The sequence below is a fragment of the Streptomyces sp. NPDC059851 genome (genome assembly GCF_042732005.1).
Classification (GTDB): Bacteria; Actinomycetota; Actinomycetes; order Streptomycetales; family Streptomycetaceae; genus Streptomyces.
Genome location: NZ_JBHWJJ010000016.1, coordinates 59,815 through 75,654, shown reverse-complemented (window position 1 = coordinate 75,654; position 15,840 = coordinate 59,815). Strand labels below are relative to the sequence as shown.

The window sequence follows — 15,840 nt, the reverse complement described above, 5'->3', positions numbered from 1 at the left end:
CAGCAGTTTCTCCGGCTCCGATCCCCCGTGACATGTCAACGATGACGGTGACTGTCTGGGGTGGGTGCTGCTCGGAGAGCAACGCCCACCCCAAGCAATGGACTTCACCGCTCTAGAAGAACCCGAGCTTCTTCGGCGAATAGCTGACCAGCAGGTTCTTGGTCCACTGGTAGTGCTCCAGCATCATCTTGTGGGTCTCGCGGCCTATGCCGGACTGCTTAGTCCCGCCGAAAGCAGCATGTGCGGAGTTTGATGAAGTTCCGTAGACGTGGAAGGCGGCTGACCAGGCATGATGACGGACCCGGAGTGGCTTGATCACTGGCTGCGACGGTCTCCAGCCCTCTCGGGGGAGACCCTGGAGCGACTCATGGAGCACCTGACCGAGGATGAAGAAGAGTGACCACCGGTCTGCGCCGTCACTCTGAGCTGCCGAGGCCCGACGCCGGCTCGGGCAGCAGGCCGCGGAGATGGCCGAAGACCCAGGTGTCGACGGCATCGGGGTACCCGTTGATCCAGTCCGTCGGCGGCGGGTCGTGCGGTTCAGCCAGGCCGTGGCACCACTGCGAGATGATGTTGTCGCCGAGCGCGAGATCCGTCACGGCCGCTCGCAGCTTGACGGCGTGCTGAAGGAGGAGGTCGCGGTCCACGCACCAGATGGCGCCGATTGAGGCGCCTTCGTGGGCGATGCAGTTCCGGGCCTGCCTGGCCTTGTGCAGGGTGTCCATGTCCATGGTCCGGCCCATCGCGTGCGCGGCCAGGCTGTGCAGCGTGCCGCCCAGCAGCTTGTCGGCGGGGACTGAGGCGACGGCCTCTTCGAAGGTCATGGTCGGGTCGGTTTGGTGGGCGGTGATCAGGTTGCCGACACGGAGCACATACTGGCACTTCTCCTCATAAGCGTTCGCGAGGTGCAGCGCCCGGCCCACCGAGAGGAACAGTGCATCAAGCAGCTCGGGTTCCCGGGGCTTCAGGAGGCTGAGTGACCAGGTCATGCCCGTCACGTTAGCGCGCGGTTCCTGGTTGCTGCGGTGGTTTTCCGGCGGACGGCTACTTGCCGCGGGCGATGTCGATCTGGAATTGCACTTCCCGGTCGACGGCCATCACGGCCTGCTCGACGAGCTCCTCGAAGGGCTCGAATGCGTCCTCGATGGCTGCGTACTCGCGTACCAGCTCGTGCTTGCCGGCGATGGACTCCAGCGCGGAGATGTGGCTTCTCCACTGCTCCATGTCTGCCTTGGAGTACTGGTACTTCTTCCCGCGGACCTGTTCGAGGGTCGGGTTCGTGGCAAGGTTCGCCTGCACGAGCCGCATGGCATCGCCGCGCACGAGGTGCGGGACCCCAAGGTTGTCCTCGATGAACGAGAGACCGTCGGCCATTTCGTCCAGCCGGGCAGTGAGGTATTGGGCAAGTACGCTGCGGATGTGGGGCAGGTCGAGGCCAACTTCGCAGCGAAGCTGCGCGGCGATGCGCTGCGGGAGGTCCATCTCCAGGAATCCCGAACCCCCTCCGGTGAACCGTGAGAGCTCCGGCCCCAGAGGATTTCCGGTGAAGGCCATCATGTGAGGCTTGTACGCCTCCAGCGCGGAACAGGCAGAGTCGAAATAGATCAGCGTGGCCGGCTTGAGGACCTCGCGCCGCAGCTTGTCGCGGTGATACATCTCATTGCGATACTTGTGCAGCTTCTCGAGGACGGGGCCGAGCGCCGGATCCAGCATCTCGCGGTCGGCCAAGAACGCCACCTTGGCGTCGAAGTTTCTGTCGATGTCCCTCAGTTTCGACTTGGAGATCACTCGGGCCTCGATCGAGGGGATCTCCGCCGCCGCTTCTTCGTGCCCGTTGGCCGCGAGGTCCTTGCACTTCGCCAGCAGCCCCGTCAGTAGCTCCTGATCCCACAGCGCGGACTGCACCGTCCGGTGAAGGATCAGCTCCGTCACACTGTCGAGGAGTATGTAAGCCAGCCGCAGGTGGGGCACTCGCCCTCTTTCGATCAACCCCTTCGCCTCTTCGAGTTGCACGACAATCAGTTCCAGCCGCTCCATACCGACCTCTCCCTCCCAGTGCCCCACATCATCCCTGCCTCGCAGCGGAGGCGACACGCGATATTGCCCGGGCCTACGAGGGCATCCCCGGATACCGGTGCATCGCAGTGGCTGACTGTTCCGCGTCGGGTCTCGTGCCCAATCTCTGCCCACGGTCGGAGGCTGCGGTCTGGGTACAGGACCGTACGTGCAGCCCGCGCCCCCAGCTGACACAGTGCCCACCGAGGGTGATCCTGCAGACTCCAGCGATGCTTCCTGCGGCGAGTGCTACGTTGTGCTGCAGGGGAGTGGAACAGCGCATCACACCTGACCGATTCAGCCCGAGGACTGGGTTCCTGGTGCGGTTGACGGGTTGCATGGGTGGGATTCGCGCCGCTCGGACAAGCGCGATCAGTAGTGGGGAACGTGGCGCGAGCGAGGTCGCATTCGGCGGCAGGGCAGATGACCGGCTATCTCTACCAGTGCGAGCTTGCCCTGCTCGAGCTCGCCCGCCGCAGCTGGCAGGACCCCACCGTCGAAGTCCGCATGGAGCTCCTCGACGACATCGAGTTCCTCGACCCGGACAAGAAACCACGCGAACTGCTGCAGGCCAAACATCGTGAAGCCGCCGGTCCTCTGAGCGAGACCGGGAAGGACTTCTGGCGCTCCGTCGCGTCATGGATCGACGCCCTCGAGAACCTCTCCGATCCCGCGGACACGACCCTGCCCATCCTGCGCCTGGTCTCGACCCAAAGCGCACCGCCAGGCACCTTCTTCCAGTACCTCAGCGCCGGCCCAGACAGGGATGAGACCAAGGCACTGGAACGGATGGAGCGGACCGCCGCCGACGATGAAGGGCCCGGCACCACTGCGGATGACCGCGAACTGTTCATGAAGCTCACCCCGGCCCGGCGTAAGCAGCTCGTCAGGGCCATCACCGTCAATGACGCAGCCCCGCTGATGTCAGACCTTGACCCTAGTCTGGCCAAGGAACTGGGGATCACGCCGAGCGACCACGCTCAGGCCGCCCTCGACGAGATCAAGGGCTGGTGGTACGGAATGGCGATCAAGCTGCTGGAGCGTAGGAACCCCCAGCGCATGCGCGCCTCCGTCAGTGCCCAGGAACTCATGTGCCGCCGGGACGAGGTCACAGGACGCTACATAGGCAGGAATCTGCCGATCACGGAGACACTGCGCCATCTCACCCAGGCGGAGATCGCTCAGTACAACGACCGCATGGTTGTTACCCAGATGCGGTGGATCGACCTTCCCGACGAGGAAGTGGCGATGCATCTCCGTGACTACCACTATGCGCGGGCTCAGCGCTCCGAATGGCTACGCACCTTCAAGATCACCCCGGAGCGGATCGATGAATACGAAGGTGAACTCCACTACGAGTGGGAGAACGCCTTCCGCCGCCGCACCCGCCGTATTCGAGACGACATGAGCGAAGAGCAACGCCAGACCATCGGCCAGGAAATCCTGGACGCCACCATGGACCGCGTCGCAGACACCCCACTGCGCCCGGGCAGTGTCACGGCGCCCTGGATCGGCACCGGCAGCGTTCATGGCCTGTCCGACCAGGCCGGCAGCGCTGAGGCCGACCGGCAACTCGGCTGGCACCCCGACTACAGAAGCCGCTGCAATGGCCCAGACGAAACGCAGGAACAGTGACGACAGACTCCCACCGCAACGTGTCGGAGGCACAGGCACTGTTCAACCCGGCCTTTGGTGCCTTCCTGCTCGCCACCGCCGTCAACACCGCCACGAAGAAGGCGAAGCTGCCGCTGCCCTGGCCCAGCGCGTTCCTGATCCTGCCTCTCGTGCTGCCCACAGACACTCGTGACTCCCTGCCCGGCAAGTCCACCGTCACACTCTCGGCCTGGGCCCACGAACACCCACATTTGCAGGCGGCATTCGCCGAACGTGCCGCAGCGCTGACCGCCTACACCCGAACCAGCTTGCGTACAGCCATACGCCACCAAGCCGTCGACGTTGCTCCCGGTGGACTCATCTGCCCGGGCACGCCCAAACCTCCCTCCGCTGCCCCCGGCGAGGAAGTCGCCGCCTGCGCCCGCGCAGCGGCACTGGTCGGTCGCTGGCTCGCCGTGACCGACCCGCCTCGAGCCTTCACCGCCCTCGGCGTCCGGCCCTGACACACCCCCCGAAAAGGAGTTCTGGAACCGTCATGCAGCTGATCGCCCTGGCCCTGTACCACCGAGACCGCCGGAGGCCGCCAAGGGTCCTGCGGTTCCGCCCCGGGGCGCTCAACATCCTCACTGGTGAGTCAGAGACCGGTAAGTCTGAAGTCCTCACCATCGTCGACTACTGCCTCGGGCGCCGCGCGCCCAACCTGCCTGACGACCTGATCGACCAGACCGTTGGCTGGTACGCCCTTCTGGTTACCTTCGCCGACAAATCGCGTATGGTCCTGGCCCGTCCCCGCCCGATCGGAGCCTCCACCCAGCACGCGTACACCCGCACCGGCGACGCCACCCTGGGCATCCCAAGCCCTGACGAACTGGTCAAGAACTCCAACGTCGCGGCGTTGCGCAGCGAACTCAGCGCCCGCCTTGGCATCGAGGACTTCCACTTCCAGCCGCCCACTGGTGCAGCGCGTAAAGCTTTTGACGTATCCATTGGCCAGGCGGCGCTCCTTTGCTTCCAGAGCCAGAACGAGATCGCCGACCAGACGGCGCTGTTCCACCGCCAAACCGAATCCGGCATGGATCAAGCCCTCAAAGACACCCTGCCGTACTTCCTCGGTGCCGCCGGCCCCGAACAGGCTCTGCGCCGCCATCGCCTCGGCGAAGCCCAGCGCGCCAAGCGTGGTGCACAGCGGAAGCTCGACGATGCCCTACGTCACCAACAGGCCATGGACGCCAATGGTCTCGCCCTCGTCCGCCTGGCAGAGGCCGAAGGCCTCCTCGCCAACGTGCCCACAGCCCCCGACACCTCCCAGGTCCTGTCCCTTCTCCACCAAGCCCTATCCGCAGTCCCGCAAGCCATCGCCCCACTCGAAGTGCGTGACCGGCGCCAGGAACTTAACGACGAACGCCGGCTCCTGCGTGAAAAACTTCAGGACTTCGACGACGCCTTGGCCGCGATCGACCGCTGGCAGCAGCAGGGCCGCGCCTTCACCGGCGAACTCCACCTCCAGCTCGACCGCCTCAAGACGCTCGACCTCCTCGGCCCGCAACGGCAGAGCGACACCAGCGTGTGCCCCCTGTGCACCCAGTCCTTGGAACATCCCGACCCCAGTGCGCAAGACATCGCCGAACTGACCAGCCATCTCGCACGCGAACTCGCACAGGCACAGACAGTCCAGCCTGTTCGCGAGGAACACCGACGTGCTCTGCAGGCCGATCGCGCCGGCGTCGCCGAGCTCCTCAGGCTCAACGGCGTCCAGTTCAAAGAACTCCTGGCAAGCGATGAGCGCCTGCGCAACCTCCAGGAACACGACCTCCGAGTCGCTCACATCCAAGGTCGGATCTCCGAAGCCCTCACCCGCACTGGAACAGAGAGCGAGATCAGCCAGCTGCGCCACAACCTCGTCCTGGCCCAGGAACATGCCGACACGCTTGAACAGCTCGTTGATGAAGACGACATCGCAGCCGAAACCGAGCGCCGACTCGCGGACATCGCCATCGGCATGACGGCCTGGGCCAAGCGACTCAACCTTGGGGGAGCTGCAGACGCCTTCGAAGTGGGGATCAGCCTGAAGCTACTCAATGTCGTCCTCAGGAGACCAGCCGGACGATTGCCCCTCACTCGCATCGGCAGTGCCAAGAACCACATCGGGTACCACCTGGTCGCCCACCTCGCCCTGCATACCTACCTGCGACGCAACAACCGGCCCGTTCCCGGTTTCCTCATGCTCGACCAGCCCACCCAGGCGTTCTTCCCGGAGAAACCCCGTGACGCCTCGACCATCCAAGACGCCGACTGGGCCACGGTGACCGCCTACTTCGAACTCCTCAGCGACGTGGTACGGCTTAACCGGGGAGCGCTTCAGATCATCGTTTGTGACCATGCGAACCTGCCCGAAGGCTGGTTCCAAGATGCCGTCATCGGCAACTGGCGCCCCGATGCCGAGGGCAACCGCACCGCCCTGATCCCTCTGGACTGGCTTGACTGATGACGCCGCCGCGGTCGGCAGGGAGTACCGACCGGCACGGCCGGGGGGACTATCGCGAGTGGCCGATCAAGGAACCCCTGCCGGCTGCTTCCTGTGCCCCGCGTAACCCGGAAGGAAGGCCGAAGGGCAGCGTCCCCTGGAGTGCCTCGCTTCAGGGGCTCAGAAAGCCCGAGCTTCCTTGGCGAGTAGCTGACCAACAGGTTCTTGATCGACTGGTAGTGGTCCAACATCATCCTGGGGGTCTCGCGGCCGATCCCGGACTGCTTCATCCCAGTAACTGACAACGGAGGTTCTACTTCTCGCACTGCATGTCTCCGCGGCAGCTCTGGGCAGGGTGCTCTGCCAGCCACCAGCCGCCTGGCTGCGTGCCGCTCACGGATGTGCTGGTACTGAAATTCGGCTCGCTTGTAGGGTGTGCTGCCCTATCGTCAGGTCATGGAGTCGCCCATTTCGTTCGAGCATCTGGCTTCTGGGGCGCGGGGCTTCGCGCGTCTGGCGTTGGAGGCGCATGCCCGTGGGGAGACCGAGGTCTTCCTCCTGGAGGCGGGGGTCAGCATCGAGCGCCTAGCCAAGGCGGCGCTGGTGCGTGTGAATCCGGTGCTGCTTGTCGAGCTGTCCAGTCGCCAGGACGACGCTCTACTGCACCTGGCCGGGGCTACGGCTCTGCCGAAGAAGCTCCGCACGGTCGGGGCCCAGACGGCCATCGACCGGCTGCGGAAGATGGACGTGCTGCCGTTGAAGGACGAGGAACTGGACACCCTGATCCAGCTCCGCAACGGTGTCGCGCACCTGGGCACCAGCGTGCCGGAGGACTACCTGGAGCCGTTCGTGGAGTCGGTCTGCATGCTGGTCGACCACATGGGGCTGGGCCGTGAGGAGTTTTGGGGGCCGTGGCACGACCTGGTGCGCGTTGCGCTCGATGACCGCGCGGACCGGCTGCAGAAGGACGTCCAACTGCGTCTGCACCAGGCATCACTGCGGGCTCGGGCCCGGTTCGCGGACATGCCGGAGGGGACTCCGGAGCATCTGGCTGCGATCGTTGCGCAGCGGGGACTCGTCGTCGTGGAGGTCGATAGGGCGGGCGGTCCGCTGTTCCAGGCGTTGACGCGGTGTCCGGCCTGCCAGACCGAGGCTGCAGCCCTGTTCCTGCGGGCCCCCACCACCGCTCTCCTGTTCGACTTGGAGCTGACGGCCGAGGGCATGTGGTGTGACCTGTGCCAGCTGCACCTGGCCACTACGGAGGAGGTGGGCCTTGCGGGGCTAGCTACGACCGCCCGGTACACGGCTGAGGACCTTATCCAGGTAGGCCGACAGGGCAGTGCGCCAGCGACGGACATCTTCTCGTACGCCATGCGGCGCGAGCCTGACGACAGCTGGTGACGGTGATCCGGCCTCTGATGCCCCGGCGCCGCTCGTAGCGACGGGCATGCGCTGGCCAACAGTGCCGCGGCGGGCATCGGCCGAGTGCAACGCCGGTGGGACGGCGCGGGGCTGCGACAGGAACCCCTGCGGCGACGGCCGCGATGGGGCAGTTGCTGACCACGGCCGCTGCCGCGTGACCGCCGACGCCATGGTGGTACCGCTGGCTGCCAGACACACGTCCGAGGTCCTGGCGATGTCCCGGGCCGGGATGGACGAGGGTAACGCCAGGTTCGAGAGCACTGCTCCCACAGGGGAGCAGTGCGACCCGGCGAAGATACCTGAGTACCGCCTCACCGCAGTCGGCGAGACCCGCCAGGTCCTCGGGTGGGTTGCAGGCTCCAAGGTGTCCGACCGGTGCGCGTACGCTGGCGTCATGGAGTAGTCGGTCTACCCCCACGCTCGCGCACCCGGCCGCGGTGTCGCCTTCGCGCTGCTGATGGCGCTAGTCGATTCGAGCGAGGCGGCCAGGATCTGGAACGCCGCAGCCCCAGTATCGGCTGACCGCCCCTTCCACGACGTTCAGGCCCCTGGTGCCGGCGGTCGGGCGGATGATGCCGTTTTGAGTATCGGCACTGCATGGGTACGGGCCGAATTCGCCACCTTACACAAGGTACTCGTCCATCAGTTCCGCCAGGTGCATGAGTGCCGGCCACTGGGTGTCGTTGGCCGTGTGGGTGTAGGAGCGGCGTTGGGCCTGGACGTACATGGCGAACTCGGCTGGGTCGTCGCCGTCTTGGAGGAAGGCGGTGGTGATCTCCAGGGGGCGGGGATTGCTGACGGACCAGGTGGCGTTCTGGGGTTGGGTTGGGTCGAGTTTCGTGATGCCCAGGGGTGTTTGGTTCTGGTCCGAGCGGGGGTTGATCCCGTAGAAGACGGTGTCGCTGACCCGGGCGAGGCCGGAGTACCGGCCGCTGCCGGGTGTGCGCTGTAGGCGTTCTTCGTCCCATGGGACGCCGAAGAGGTGGGGGACGGCGTCCCTGTCATTGGCCTCGCGTACCCGGATGATCCGCAAGCCTGGGTGATCGCCGGGCTTGCGAGGTGCAGGTACCGCATCAGGCTTGTCGAACCCGGCGCCGGGCAAGTGCAGGGCGTTCGGGGTCAGGTACGAGTCCTGGAGCCAAGGCCAGAGTTCGCGGCGGCGGAGGACGGCGGCGCGAGCGAGGAAGAGGCGGTCCGTAGTCGAGTCCAGGGCCAGGGCCTGGATGAGGAAGTCGGCGACGGCGCGGTAGTTCTTGGCGAGACGGATGCGGCCGCGACCGGCGGTGAGGGCTTCGGGCAGCTCGGTGAAGGCGATCTCAGGTTCGACACGCTGCCTTGGGGTCGGCATGAGCTGGGCTGTCGGTTCGTGTCCCGGTCGCATGCGGATGAGCATGGGGACGGCCTGCCCGTCTGGGGCGTTCGACATCCAGACGGTGCAGAGTTCGAAGGGGCCGGTGACCCCGAGTGGAGCGGGGATGTCAGCGACGTGACCGACTTGACGCAGAGCATCCAGGACCGAGGACGCTGCTCGCTCGACATCGCTCACGCGGTGGTCCGTGCCAGCGAGTAGTTTCTGCTTGCTGCCGGGCTCCGGTGCCGGGCGTACGGGGCGCATGCACTGCACGCGCCGGCCGAGGGAAGGGAGCGTCCTCTTCAAGAGAGGTTTGGGGTCGCCTTGCCGCGTACGGAGGAAAAAGCCGTCGTCTTCCAACTCGATGAGCGTGGCGCGAAGGCCGGCGGGCCGGGGAAACTCTTCGGAGAGGCGTCGGCCTCGTTCATTGGCGGCTCGTTCGTCCTCGGTACGCCGTACTGCTGGCTCGTCGTGGTTGGACCGGGGGATGCCGCCGACGAGGTCACCAGGGTCACGGTGGTGGACGGTGAGAGCGAACGGGCCGTTGTAGGTGGTCGGGGAGTCCGACGCTGCGGCGGTATCGAGTTTCGTGAGTCCGAGCTTGTGGGTGAGGGCGAGATGGAGGGTCTCCCGCGTGCGCGGGGAGGCTGTCCAGTGCTCCAGTTGGTAGTGGCGCTCTGGTGCGGTGTTGGTCGGCTGAAGTGCCTTTGTCTTGGTCTTCGCCTTGGTCGTAGGGGTGGCGGGGAGCAGCCCGAGCAGTGCAAGCACGGGGGCGAGGGCGTCGAACACCTCGAGGTGATCGATCGGTTGGTAGCCGGGTTCGGCAGGGTGTCCGGCAGTGCGTCGGCGCGCATTCGGGTCCGCTTCAGGGGCGGCGGTTAGGTAGTACTTCATTCCGCTGCTATGGACTGCGAACGCGGCGACCGCTCTATCGCTGTTCTCGAAGAGTGTTTCGGGAGCGGTGCGGAGGATGTCTGGGTCGGGGTATCGGTGTCGTGTGAGCAGGGCCAGCAGTTTGCTCACGCCTGGCGACCACTTCCAGCGGGCCTCGTCTCCGTTCCGGTGCACGGTGGCTGATGCCTGCACCAGCATGCGTCGCTCTGCCGAGGTCACGAAGCCGGAGTCGGCGTGCAGCAGCACGGTGATGGTCGCCGGGTTGGCGCCACGGCGGGGTACGTACGAGGAAGGGAGCGCGGCGAAGCGGGCCATGTGGAGGTCGGCGTGGACGCGGACCTGGGCTTCGCCGGGGATCGTCTCCAGATGGAAGTCGATGTACGGGGTGTATAGGCCCGTCGCGCCGTCGCGATCCGTGAGGGGGGTGGGCGGCCCGAGGTAGACGGCGCGTCGGCCATCGCTGCGAGTGGGGCCCAGCCATGCCTTGTAGTCGTGGCCGCGTAGATGCAGGCCGGACGCGGCGACGCGCTCGGCGAGCAGGCTGGGCAGCAGGCTGAAGACTGCGTTTCCGGGGTCTGCGGTGCCGTTGGGGTGGAGTTGGTGCTGTGCGAGGTCGATGTCGTGTGGCTCCCATACGAGTGGGTGCTCGCCGAGCATTTCGGCCCAGTCCTTCTCGGGGAGGTGCGGGGCCACGTCCGTGGCTGCCCAAGCGGCGACAGCCAGGTGGAAGGGCATGTCGACAGGGGCGGTGGCCCTGATGTACTGCGGCTCGCGCAGGTTCCAGTGGATGGAGCTGATCCGCGGGTCCAGAAGCTGAGTGATCTGATTCAGCGAACTGGTGGGGAGGTTCCCGGGCTCCTTGCGTCGGCGAGGAAGGGATGCCCAGGCGGGTTCGAGGTGCTTGAGCCACGCGGCGGGGCAGCCGGCCGTGTACCCCTGGGCGGGTAGATGCGCGTGCTCGTCGAAGACGAATACGGCAGCTTGTTGGTGGCGGTAGGCGGGCATCAGCGTCCCCAGTCGAGAGTTTCGTAGAGGTGGCCGGCGAGGCTCCAGCATGCCTGGGCCAGTTCGTAGGACAGGCGCTCCTGGGGCCCCGTCGTGGCGGGTGGCTCGGTCAGGAGTTCACGCAGCATTGTGCGCGCGGAGATGAGGACGCTGGTCCGCTCGGTGTCGGCAGCGGATTCGTCCAGCTGGGCGGTGCGGGGTGCGAACGCGGCATCGCAGAGGTAGATCAGGATCGGTTCGTTGCCGCGGATACCTCGGCCGCTCGTCTGGTAGGTCGAGTTGAGGAGGTTGGAGGTGAACGCGTCGCGGTGGGCCTTGTCCGTGAGCCGGCTGAAAAGGATCGGCTGGCCGAAGTGCTGCCAGGTTCTGCGTGCACCGTGGCGGAGGTTGAGAGCTAGGTCGACAGCGTCGAGGGCTGGGTCGCTGAGGTCAGCTGGTTTGTTGAGGCGGCGCATGGCGTCCGCGCCGAGCAGCGACAGTACGAAGGAGGGGTCGTCGGCCGGCGGGTGGATGCGGACGAGGTAGAAGATCGCACCCAATGCTGCGACGCTGCGGTCGTTGAGGATGTTGTGACCGCGTTGGATGGCTCCTTCGGAGGCGACGAGGATGTCCGCGTCGCTGCGTGCGAAGGTGGAGACCCTGCGGCGGATGAGTCCGTACGGGCCGGGATCGTCGTGATCGCGCACGACGTGAAGGGCCTTGTACGGGGTCTTGTGGTTCACGTAGTCGGCGACGGTCTCGGCGTCGCGGGTGCTGAGCACGACGAACAGGGCTTGCTGTCGGTCGGTGGCCAGGTGCTGACGTACCTGGTCCAGCAGCGATTCTGGGGCGCCTGGGCGGGGCACGCAGATGGAGGCAGTGACCTGCTTCAGGGCTTGCTCTCGGCGGGCTCGGTCGCCTCCGCTTCCCGAGACGAATACCGGTGCTGCTCCGGCGGCGCGTCCTGGGCGTAGGTGCATGCGACTGGCTCGGAGCGCCTCTTGGGAGGCCGGCGGGGTACGCAGGACGAGCGAAACGGGAAGGTCGATGTGGTACTTGGGAGACGTCGGCATCCAGGAGGTTGCCGAGGTGAGGATGACATGAGGGCCATCGACGCCCTCCGGCGCCAGAAGATCGTGCAGGTGGTGGAGCAGCCATCGGCCGACACCTCGAAGCCAGACCAGGTGCAAGGCGCCGCTGTCGCCAGCCGGGTTTGGCTGCCATTGCAGCGCCATGAGATTGCCAGCCGGCTGTTCGGGCACGACGGCAAGGAGATCCTTGGGTGGCTGCTCACCGAGGAAGCTCAGATCGTCCGGAAGTCGCAAGATCTCGGCGACAGCCGGATAGAGCTTGCCCATCTCGAAGAAGGATGCGGTGATGCGAGCTGCCCAGATGCCCGCCTGTAGGAGTCGGACGCGTGAGACCTCCTCCGGGGTGGCCTCGTCCGCGGCGGGAGTGCCCTCGCTGTCCCCAGAGCTGGCCTCCTCTTCGATGTTGGTTGACTCGTCTTGGTCTTCCTCTTCGGACCCTGGGGTGTGCTCACGGATCCAGTCGAGTGCGCAACGGTGCGGGTCGGTACCGGTGTCGTGTGCGGCGGTCATCGCGTGGAGCAAGTCGGCGAACCCTTCGGAAGGCTCGCTGAATGGCTGAGAGACCAGTGGTTCAAGGAATTCCTCGAAGAACTCCTTGGCCGCGTCCTCGCGGTCGGCGTCGCGGCGGAAGTCCTGGCGTTCACCGAGCCCGTACATGTCGCGGGCGAGGCGGACAAGGAGGGAGTGGCCTGTGAACGGGCCCTCGGCAATCAGGGTGCGCAGGGATTCGCCCTCTGGGGCGACCAGCAGTTGGTAGAGGCGGACCCGTGCCTGCCCGTGGCGTCGTTCGAGTTCCTCGAACTTCTGGACCTTCGGGTGCTGCAGCGGCCGGTGCCAATCGCGGTCGAGACCATCGGCGATTCCATGCCGCGTGCGCGTGCTCCAGCCGCTATCCGGGTCGGTCAGGACCTCATGCTGCAAGAACGCCTCGTCGAAGGCGCGCTGCACGTCGTCGGCTTCGTCGACGTACAGGAAGTCCAGGTCGTGCTGGAAGCGCTCCACGACCCTCATGGAGGAGTTCGACCACGTCGCCCGGGAGAAGACAAGGCCCGCTGGCGTGGTGATCTGCACCTGTGCGGTACCCAGTTCGTTGTCGGCACGCTGTCGAGGACAGACTGGCAGAAGCGGGCAGTCACACTTTCCGCGCTGCCCGACGACGCGGAGAGCGTTTCTGCAGGGTCGTTCCCCTTCCTCCAACGGATCGCCGCCGATCAGCGGATCGAGGAGGCACACATCGACCGCGAAGCGCGCTGCGGCATCCGGATGCTCAGGAAATGTGGACTCGCCATCCTGGAGCTGACTTCGCCAATAGGCGGCGACGTGCCGGGTCCGCTCTCCCTGCCCGATCTTCGGTACGGCGTCGATGCCCAGGGCCCGGAGGAACGACGTCTTCGCGAAGCTGTCACCGACCGAGGGCAAGACGTAGCCACCTCGCAGACCCCGCTTCGCGCTGAGCACGGTCAAGCCGTCCAGAAGCGTCGACTTGCCGGAGTTCATCAACCCAATCGCGTGCATGACACCGTTGACGGTGAAGTCCGTGCAGTCGTCGCGCAACCGCCCAGTCGCCGGGTCCGGGACCGCCACGTCCAGGTCGCCGAGGCGATCGGCGAAGTCCCGGCTGCTGATGTGAGGGTGATGCTCAAGGCGCCGATCCATCTCCTCCCCGGTGTCAACGAGCTCACTCCGCGTGAAGGAGAACGGTTGCCGGATGCGCGCGGTGGCGGGTGGAGCCAGCACCGGAGTCTCGCCTGGATTGATCCATTCCGGGATGTGCACCGACTCCGTGGAGCCGTTGGCGCGCTGGAAGGTGCACACGGAGCCGGGCGGCGCCGGGCGGCGCTGGGTTTGTGCGCTGTACGGCACCAGCTCCTTCAAGGCCTGGCGGTAGGTATCGTGACGGCCCACGAGGTAGGGCGAGGACTTCGGGGTGAATACTGTGGAAGGACGGACCTGGCGGCCCGGAGTCTCGTCACGCTCGAAGCCGCGGATCTGCGCAGGCATCTGGGCATAGGTGTCCAGCGTCCGCAGGAACTGACCGGAGCGAGCCATGTCGCCCATCAACAGCCGGAGCGCGCGTACTTCGCGTTCGAGTCCGGGTCGGGGAGAGGCGTATGTGGAGAGCACCGGCCAGAGGGCACCGACTCCCTGGCCAGGCATGTGATCAGCCAGGAACGTGAGACCGAGTTCCAGTTGGCACAACTCACGGGGCAGCAACGGGCTGAGGAGCGCATGGATGGAGTCGTCGCAGAGCTCCGAGACCAGGCTGTCCATCCAGCTTCGGATGTCTCTCACCTGTGCTGCCCTACTTCCTTGGATCGCGTGGTGACCTGGCGGATGAAGGTGTCCTCGTCGACGACCTCAATACCACTGACCCGACCGTCTAGTTCGCGGGTGAGATCAGCGAAGTACGCTGGCGTCGCTCGCTGCTTGGCCACGACAAGAAATAGGCGATTGGCGCGCAGGCGACGGTCGCAGGTGAAGCGACGTCCCAGCAGCGTCGCGCTGACGCAGTCCTTCGCGTCGAAGAGCCAGGACTCGTGTTGGCCGGAGCCGGGCTGGCGAAACCGCACTGCGCCGTCCCAGGCATCCAGCCAGGGATACTCCTGCAGGCACACGATGTCTTTGGGAAGCCCGTTGATCGCGTCGAAGATTCGGGCTTCGACCAGACCCGGGTCGTGGTGGAAGCGACGAGTAGCCCGATGCTGAACCCAGTAGCCCTCCAGGGTCTGAAACCTCTTCTGCACCGCCTGCCCTTGGCACCCCGGGACCTGACAGGAGCGATCCACGCCAGGCATCGGGTTGCCGCACGAGCCGCAGACTCGTAGCGCGGCACCTCCAGGCGCTTGCTGAAACCGGTATGCGACGTGGATCAGCTGCTTGAAGTGCGGCTCGCCGCTCGTACTGGCGGCCGGCATTCGTTGCGCCCGCCGCAGTACGTCAAGATCGCTCAGGACTGGATGGCGGATGTGCATCAGGCGGAGCTCTACGTAGGCCTGCTGCACCTCCTCCTCGGTCCGTCCGTTGGCCTGCGCGGTAGCGAGCAACTGAGCGAAGATCTGGTTCTCGACAAGTTCGGCCTCCACATCCGCCTTGGTTGCCAGCGCGGATGCTTGCTCAGAGAACTCCGACAGCTCGTCGCCCTCAAGCAACGGCTGATCAAGATCAGCGTCGGACAGGTCCAGCCGCACTGGCCACTCGCCGATGGGGAGTCGGCACGCGGAGAGCACGTCGAGGTCGTCCTGCGGCCAATTCACCGACTGGTGGTGACCCACCCACCACAACCTGGTGAACGCCGTCCGCCACGCACGTGGCAATAGCCCCGCGCTCGGGTCACCAACCACAGGCGCGTGGCCCTCCAGCGCGTGCTGCCGATCGAGCCGGATCTTGGCCAGCCCAGCACAAAGGAGTTCGACAGTCAGGTAGTCGTCGGCAGCTACATTCCGCTTGTCGCTGGAGGACATCTCGATAGCGGTGGGCGAGAGCATCACGACTGACAGGATGGTTGCGTCTCGAGCGCAGTGCCGACGAGGATTCGCAGCCCCGGAGGCCAAGGTCGCCTTATTGCGGGCGTCGAGCGTTAGTGCGCCCTGGGCGGATTCGCTCGTCCGAGGGAATCCCGCAGGTTGACGTAGCCGGTGATTTCAAAGGGCGAGGCATACTGCGCGACGAGATCATCGTGTCCTCGCCGGTCGGTCGATGGCAGAACGAGCAGCCGCCTGGGCAAGCTGCAGATCGCGGAGGCCGCGTCCGCGCACGTCGAGTTGGTCTCGTCCGCCCGACCTATACGACGGGCGGCCGCCGAGTACTCCCGCCGCGGATCCGGTCGCGGCCGGGGGCGAGGGGGCTACCCACATATTGAGTTGCACCGCGCCTGGGTCTGACCGGCAGTCTCGACCCCCTCGTATAGCCCCGTCGAAGCCGCTCAGAAGAGGCCAAGCCTCTTCGGCGAGTAGCTGACCAGCAGG

Annotated in this window: 11 protein-coding genes; 5 read left to right on the top strand and 6 right to left on the bottom strand. The window is 66.0% G+C overall.

The window, feature by feature from the left end; translation table 11 throughout:
* Positions 1-112: 112 nt before the first annotated feature.
* From ACFV7Q_RS08185 to ACFV7Q_RS08175, 3 genes are all read right to left on the bottom strand, one after another.
* The gene (locus ACFV7Q_RS08185) at positions 113-319 is read right to left on the bottom strand and encodes a hypothetical protein (RefSeq protein WP_385425198.1); all 207 of its coding nucleotides are present in this window, start codon (positions 317-319) and stop codon (positions 113-115) included.
* 97 nt (positions 320-416) lie between these two features.
* Positions 417-989 (bottom strand): hypothetical protein, encoded by a 573-nt coding sequence (locus ACFV7Q_RS08180; RefSeq protein ID WP_385425129.1) that lies wholly within the window; start codon positions 987-989, stop codon positions 417-419.
* 55 nt (positions 990-1,044) lie between these two features.
* Entirely contained in the window at positions 1,045-2,037 is a 993-nt protein-coding gene (locus ACFV7Q_RS08175) for a hypothetical protein (RefSeq protein ID WP_385425126.1), read from the bottom strand.
* Between the two features lie 441 nt (positions 2,038-2,478).
* Here ACFV7Q_RS08175 and ACFV7Q_RS08170 point away from each other — a divergent pair, with 441 nt between their 5' ends.
* The 5 genes from ACFV7Q_RS08170 (at position 2,479) to ACFV7Q_RS08150 (ending at position 7,958) form a co-directional block, all read left to right on the top strand.
* The gene (locus ACFV7Q_RS08170) at positions 2,479-3,690 is read left to right on the top strand and encodes an ABC-three component system protein (protein ID WP_385425123.1); all 1,212 of its coding nucleotides are present in this window, start codon (positions 2,479-2,481) and stop codon (positions 3,688-3,690) included.
* Positions 3,687-4,172: a three component ABC system middle component gene (locus ACFV7Q_RS08165; RefSeq protein WP_385425120.1), complete on the top strand. Its 486-nt coding sequence runs from the start codon at positions 3,687-3,689 to the stop codon at positions 4,170-4,172. Before ACFV7Q_RS08170 ends, ACFV7Q_RS08165 begins: the two co-directional genes overlap by 4 nt.
* Positions 4,173-4,204: 32 nt before the next feature.
* Positions 4,205-6,154 carry a DUF3732 domain-containing protein gene (locus ACFV7Q_RS08160; RefSeq protein WP_385425118.1) on the top strand — a complete coding sequence of 650 codons (1,950 nt, stop codon included), beginning with the start codon at positions 4,205-4,207 and terminating at the stop codon, positions 6,152-6,154.
* Positions 6,155-6,589: 435 nt separating this feature from the next.
* Entirely contained in the window at positions 6,590-7,534 is a 945-nt protein-coding gene (locus ACFV7Q_RS08155; protein ID WP_385425115.1) for a hypothetical protein, read from the top strand.
* A gap of 175 nt (positions 7,535-7,709) precedes the next feature.
* Complete coding sequence (locus ACFV7Q_RS08150; RefSeq protein WP_385425113.1) at positions 7,710-7,958, top strand: hypothetical protein; 249 nt, start codon at positions 7,710-7,712, stop codon at positions 7,956-7,958.
* A 219-nt stretch (positions 7,959-8,177) separates the two neighbouring features.
* Here ACFV7Q_RS08150 and ACFV7Q_RS08145 read toward each other — a convergent pair whose 3' ends face one another.
* Genes ACFV7Q_RS08145 through ACFV7Q_RS08135 form a run of 3 tightly spaced genes read right to left on the bottom strand, consistent with a single transcriptional unit; the run spans position 8,178 to position 15,360 of the window.
* Positions 8,178-10,805 (bottom strand): pPIWI_RE module domain-containing protein, encoded by a 2,628-nt coding sequence (locus tag ACFV7Q_RS08145; RefSeq protein ID WP_385425110.1) that lies wholly within the window; start codon positions 10,803-10,805, stop codon positions 8,178-8,180.
* Positions 10,805-14,146 carry a hypothetical protein gene (locus tag ACFV7Q_RS08140; protein WP_385425107.1) on the bottom strand — a complete coding sequence of 1,114 codons (3,342 nt, stop codon included), beginning with the start codon at positions 14,144-14,146 and terminating at the stop codon, positions 10,805-10,807. Before ACFV7Q_RS08140 ends, ACFV7Q_RS08145 begins: the two co-directional genes overlap by 1 nt.
* 17 nt (positions 14,147-14,163) lie before the next feature.
* Positions 14,164-15,360, bottom strand: coding sequence for a hypothetical protein (locus ACFV7Q_RS08135; protein WP_385425192.1), 1,197 nt, complete (start codon positions 15,358-15,360; stop codon positions 14,164-14,166).
* Between the last annotated feature and the right edge of the window lie 480 nt (positions 15,361-15,840).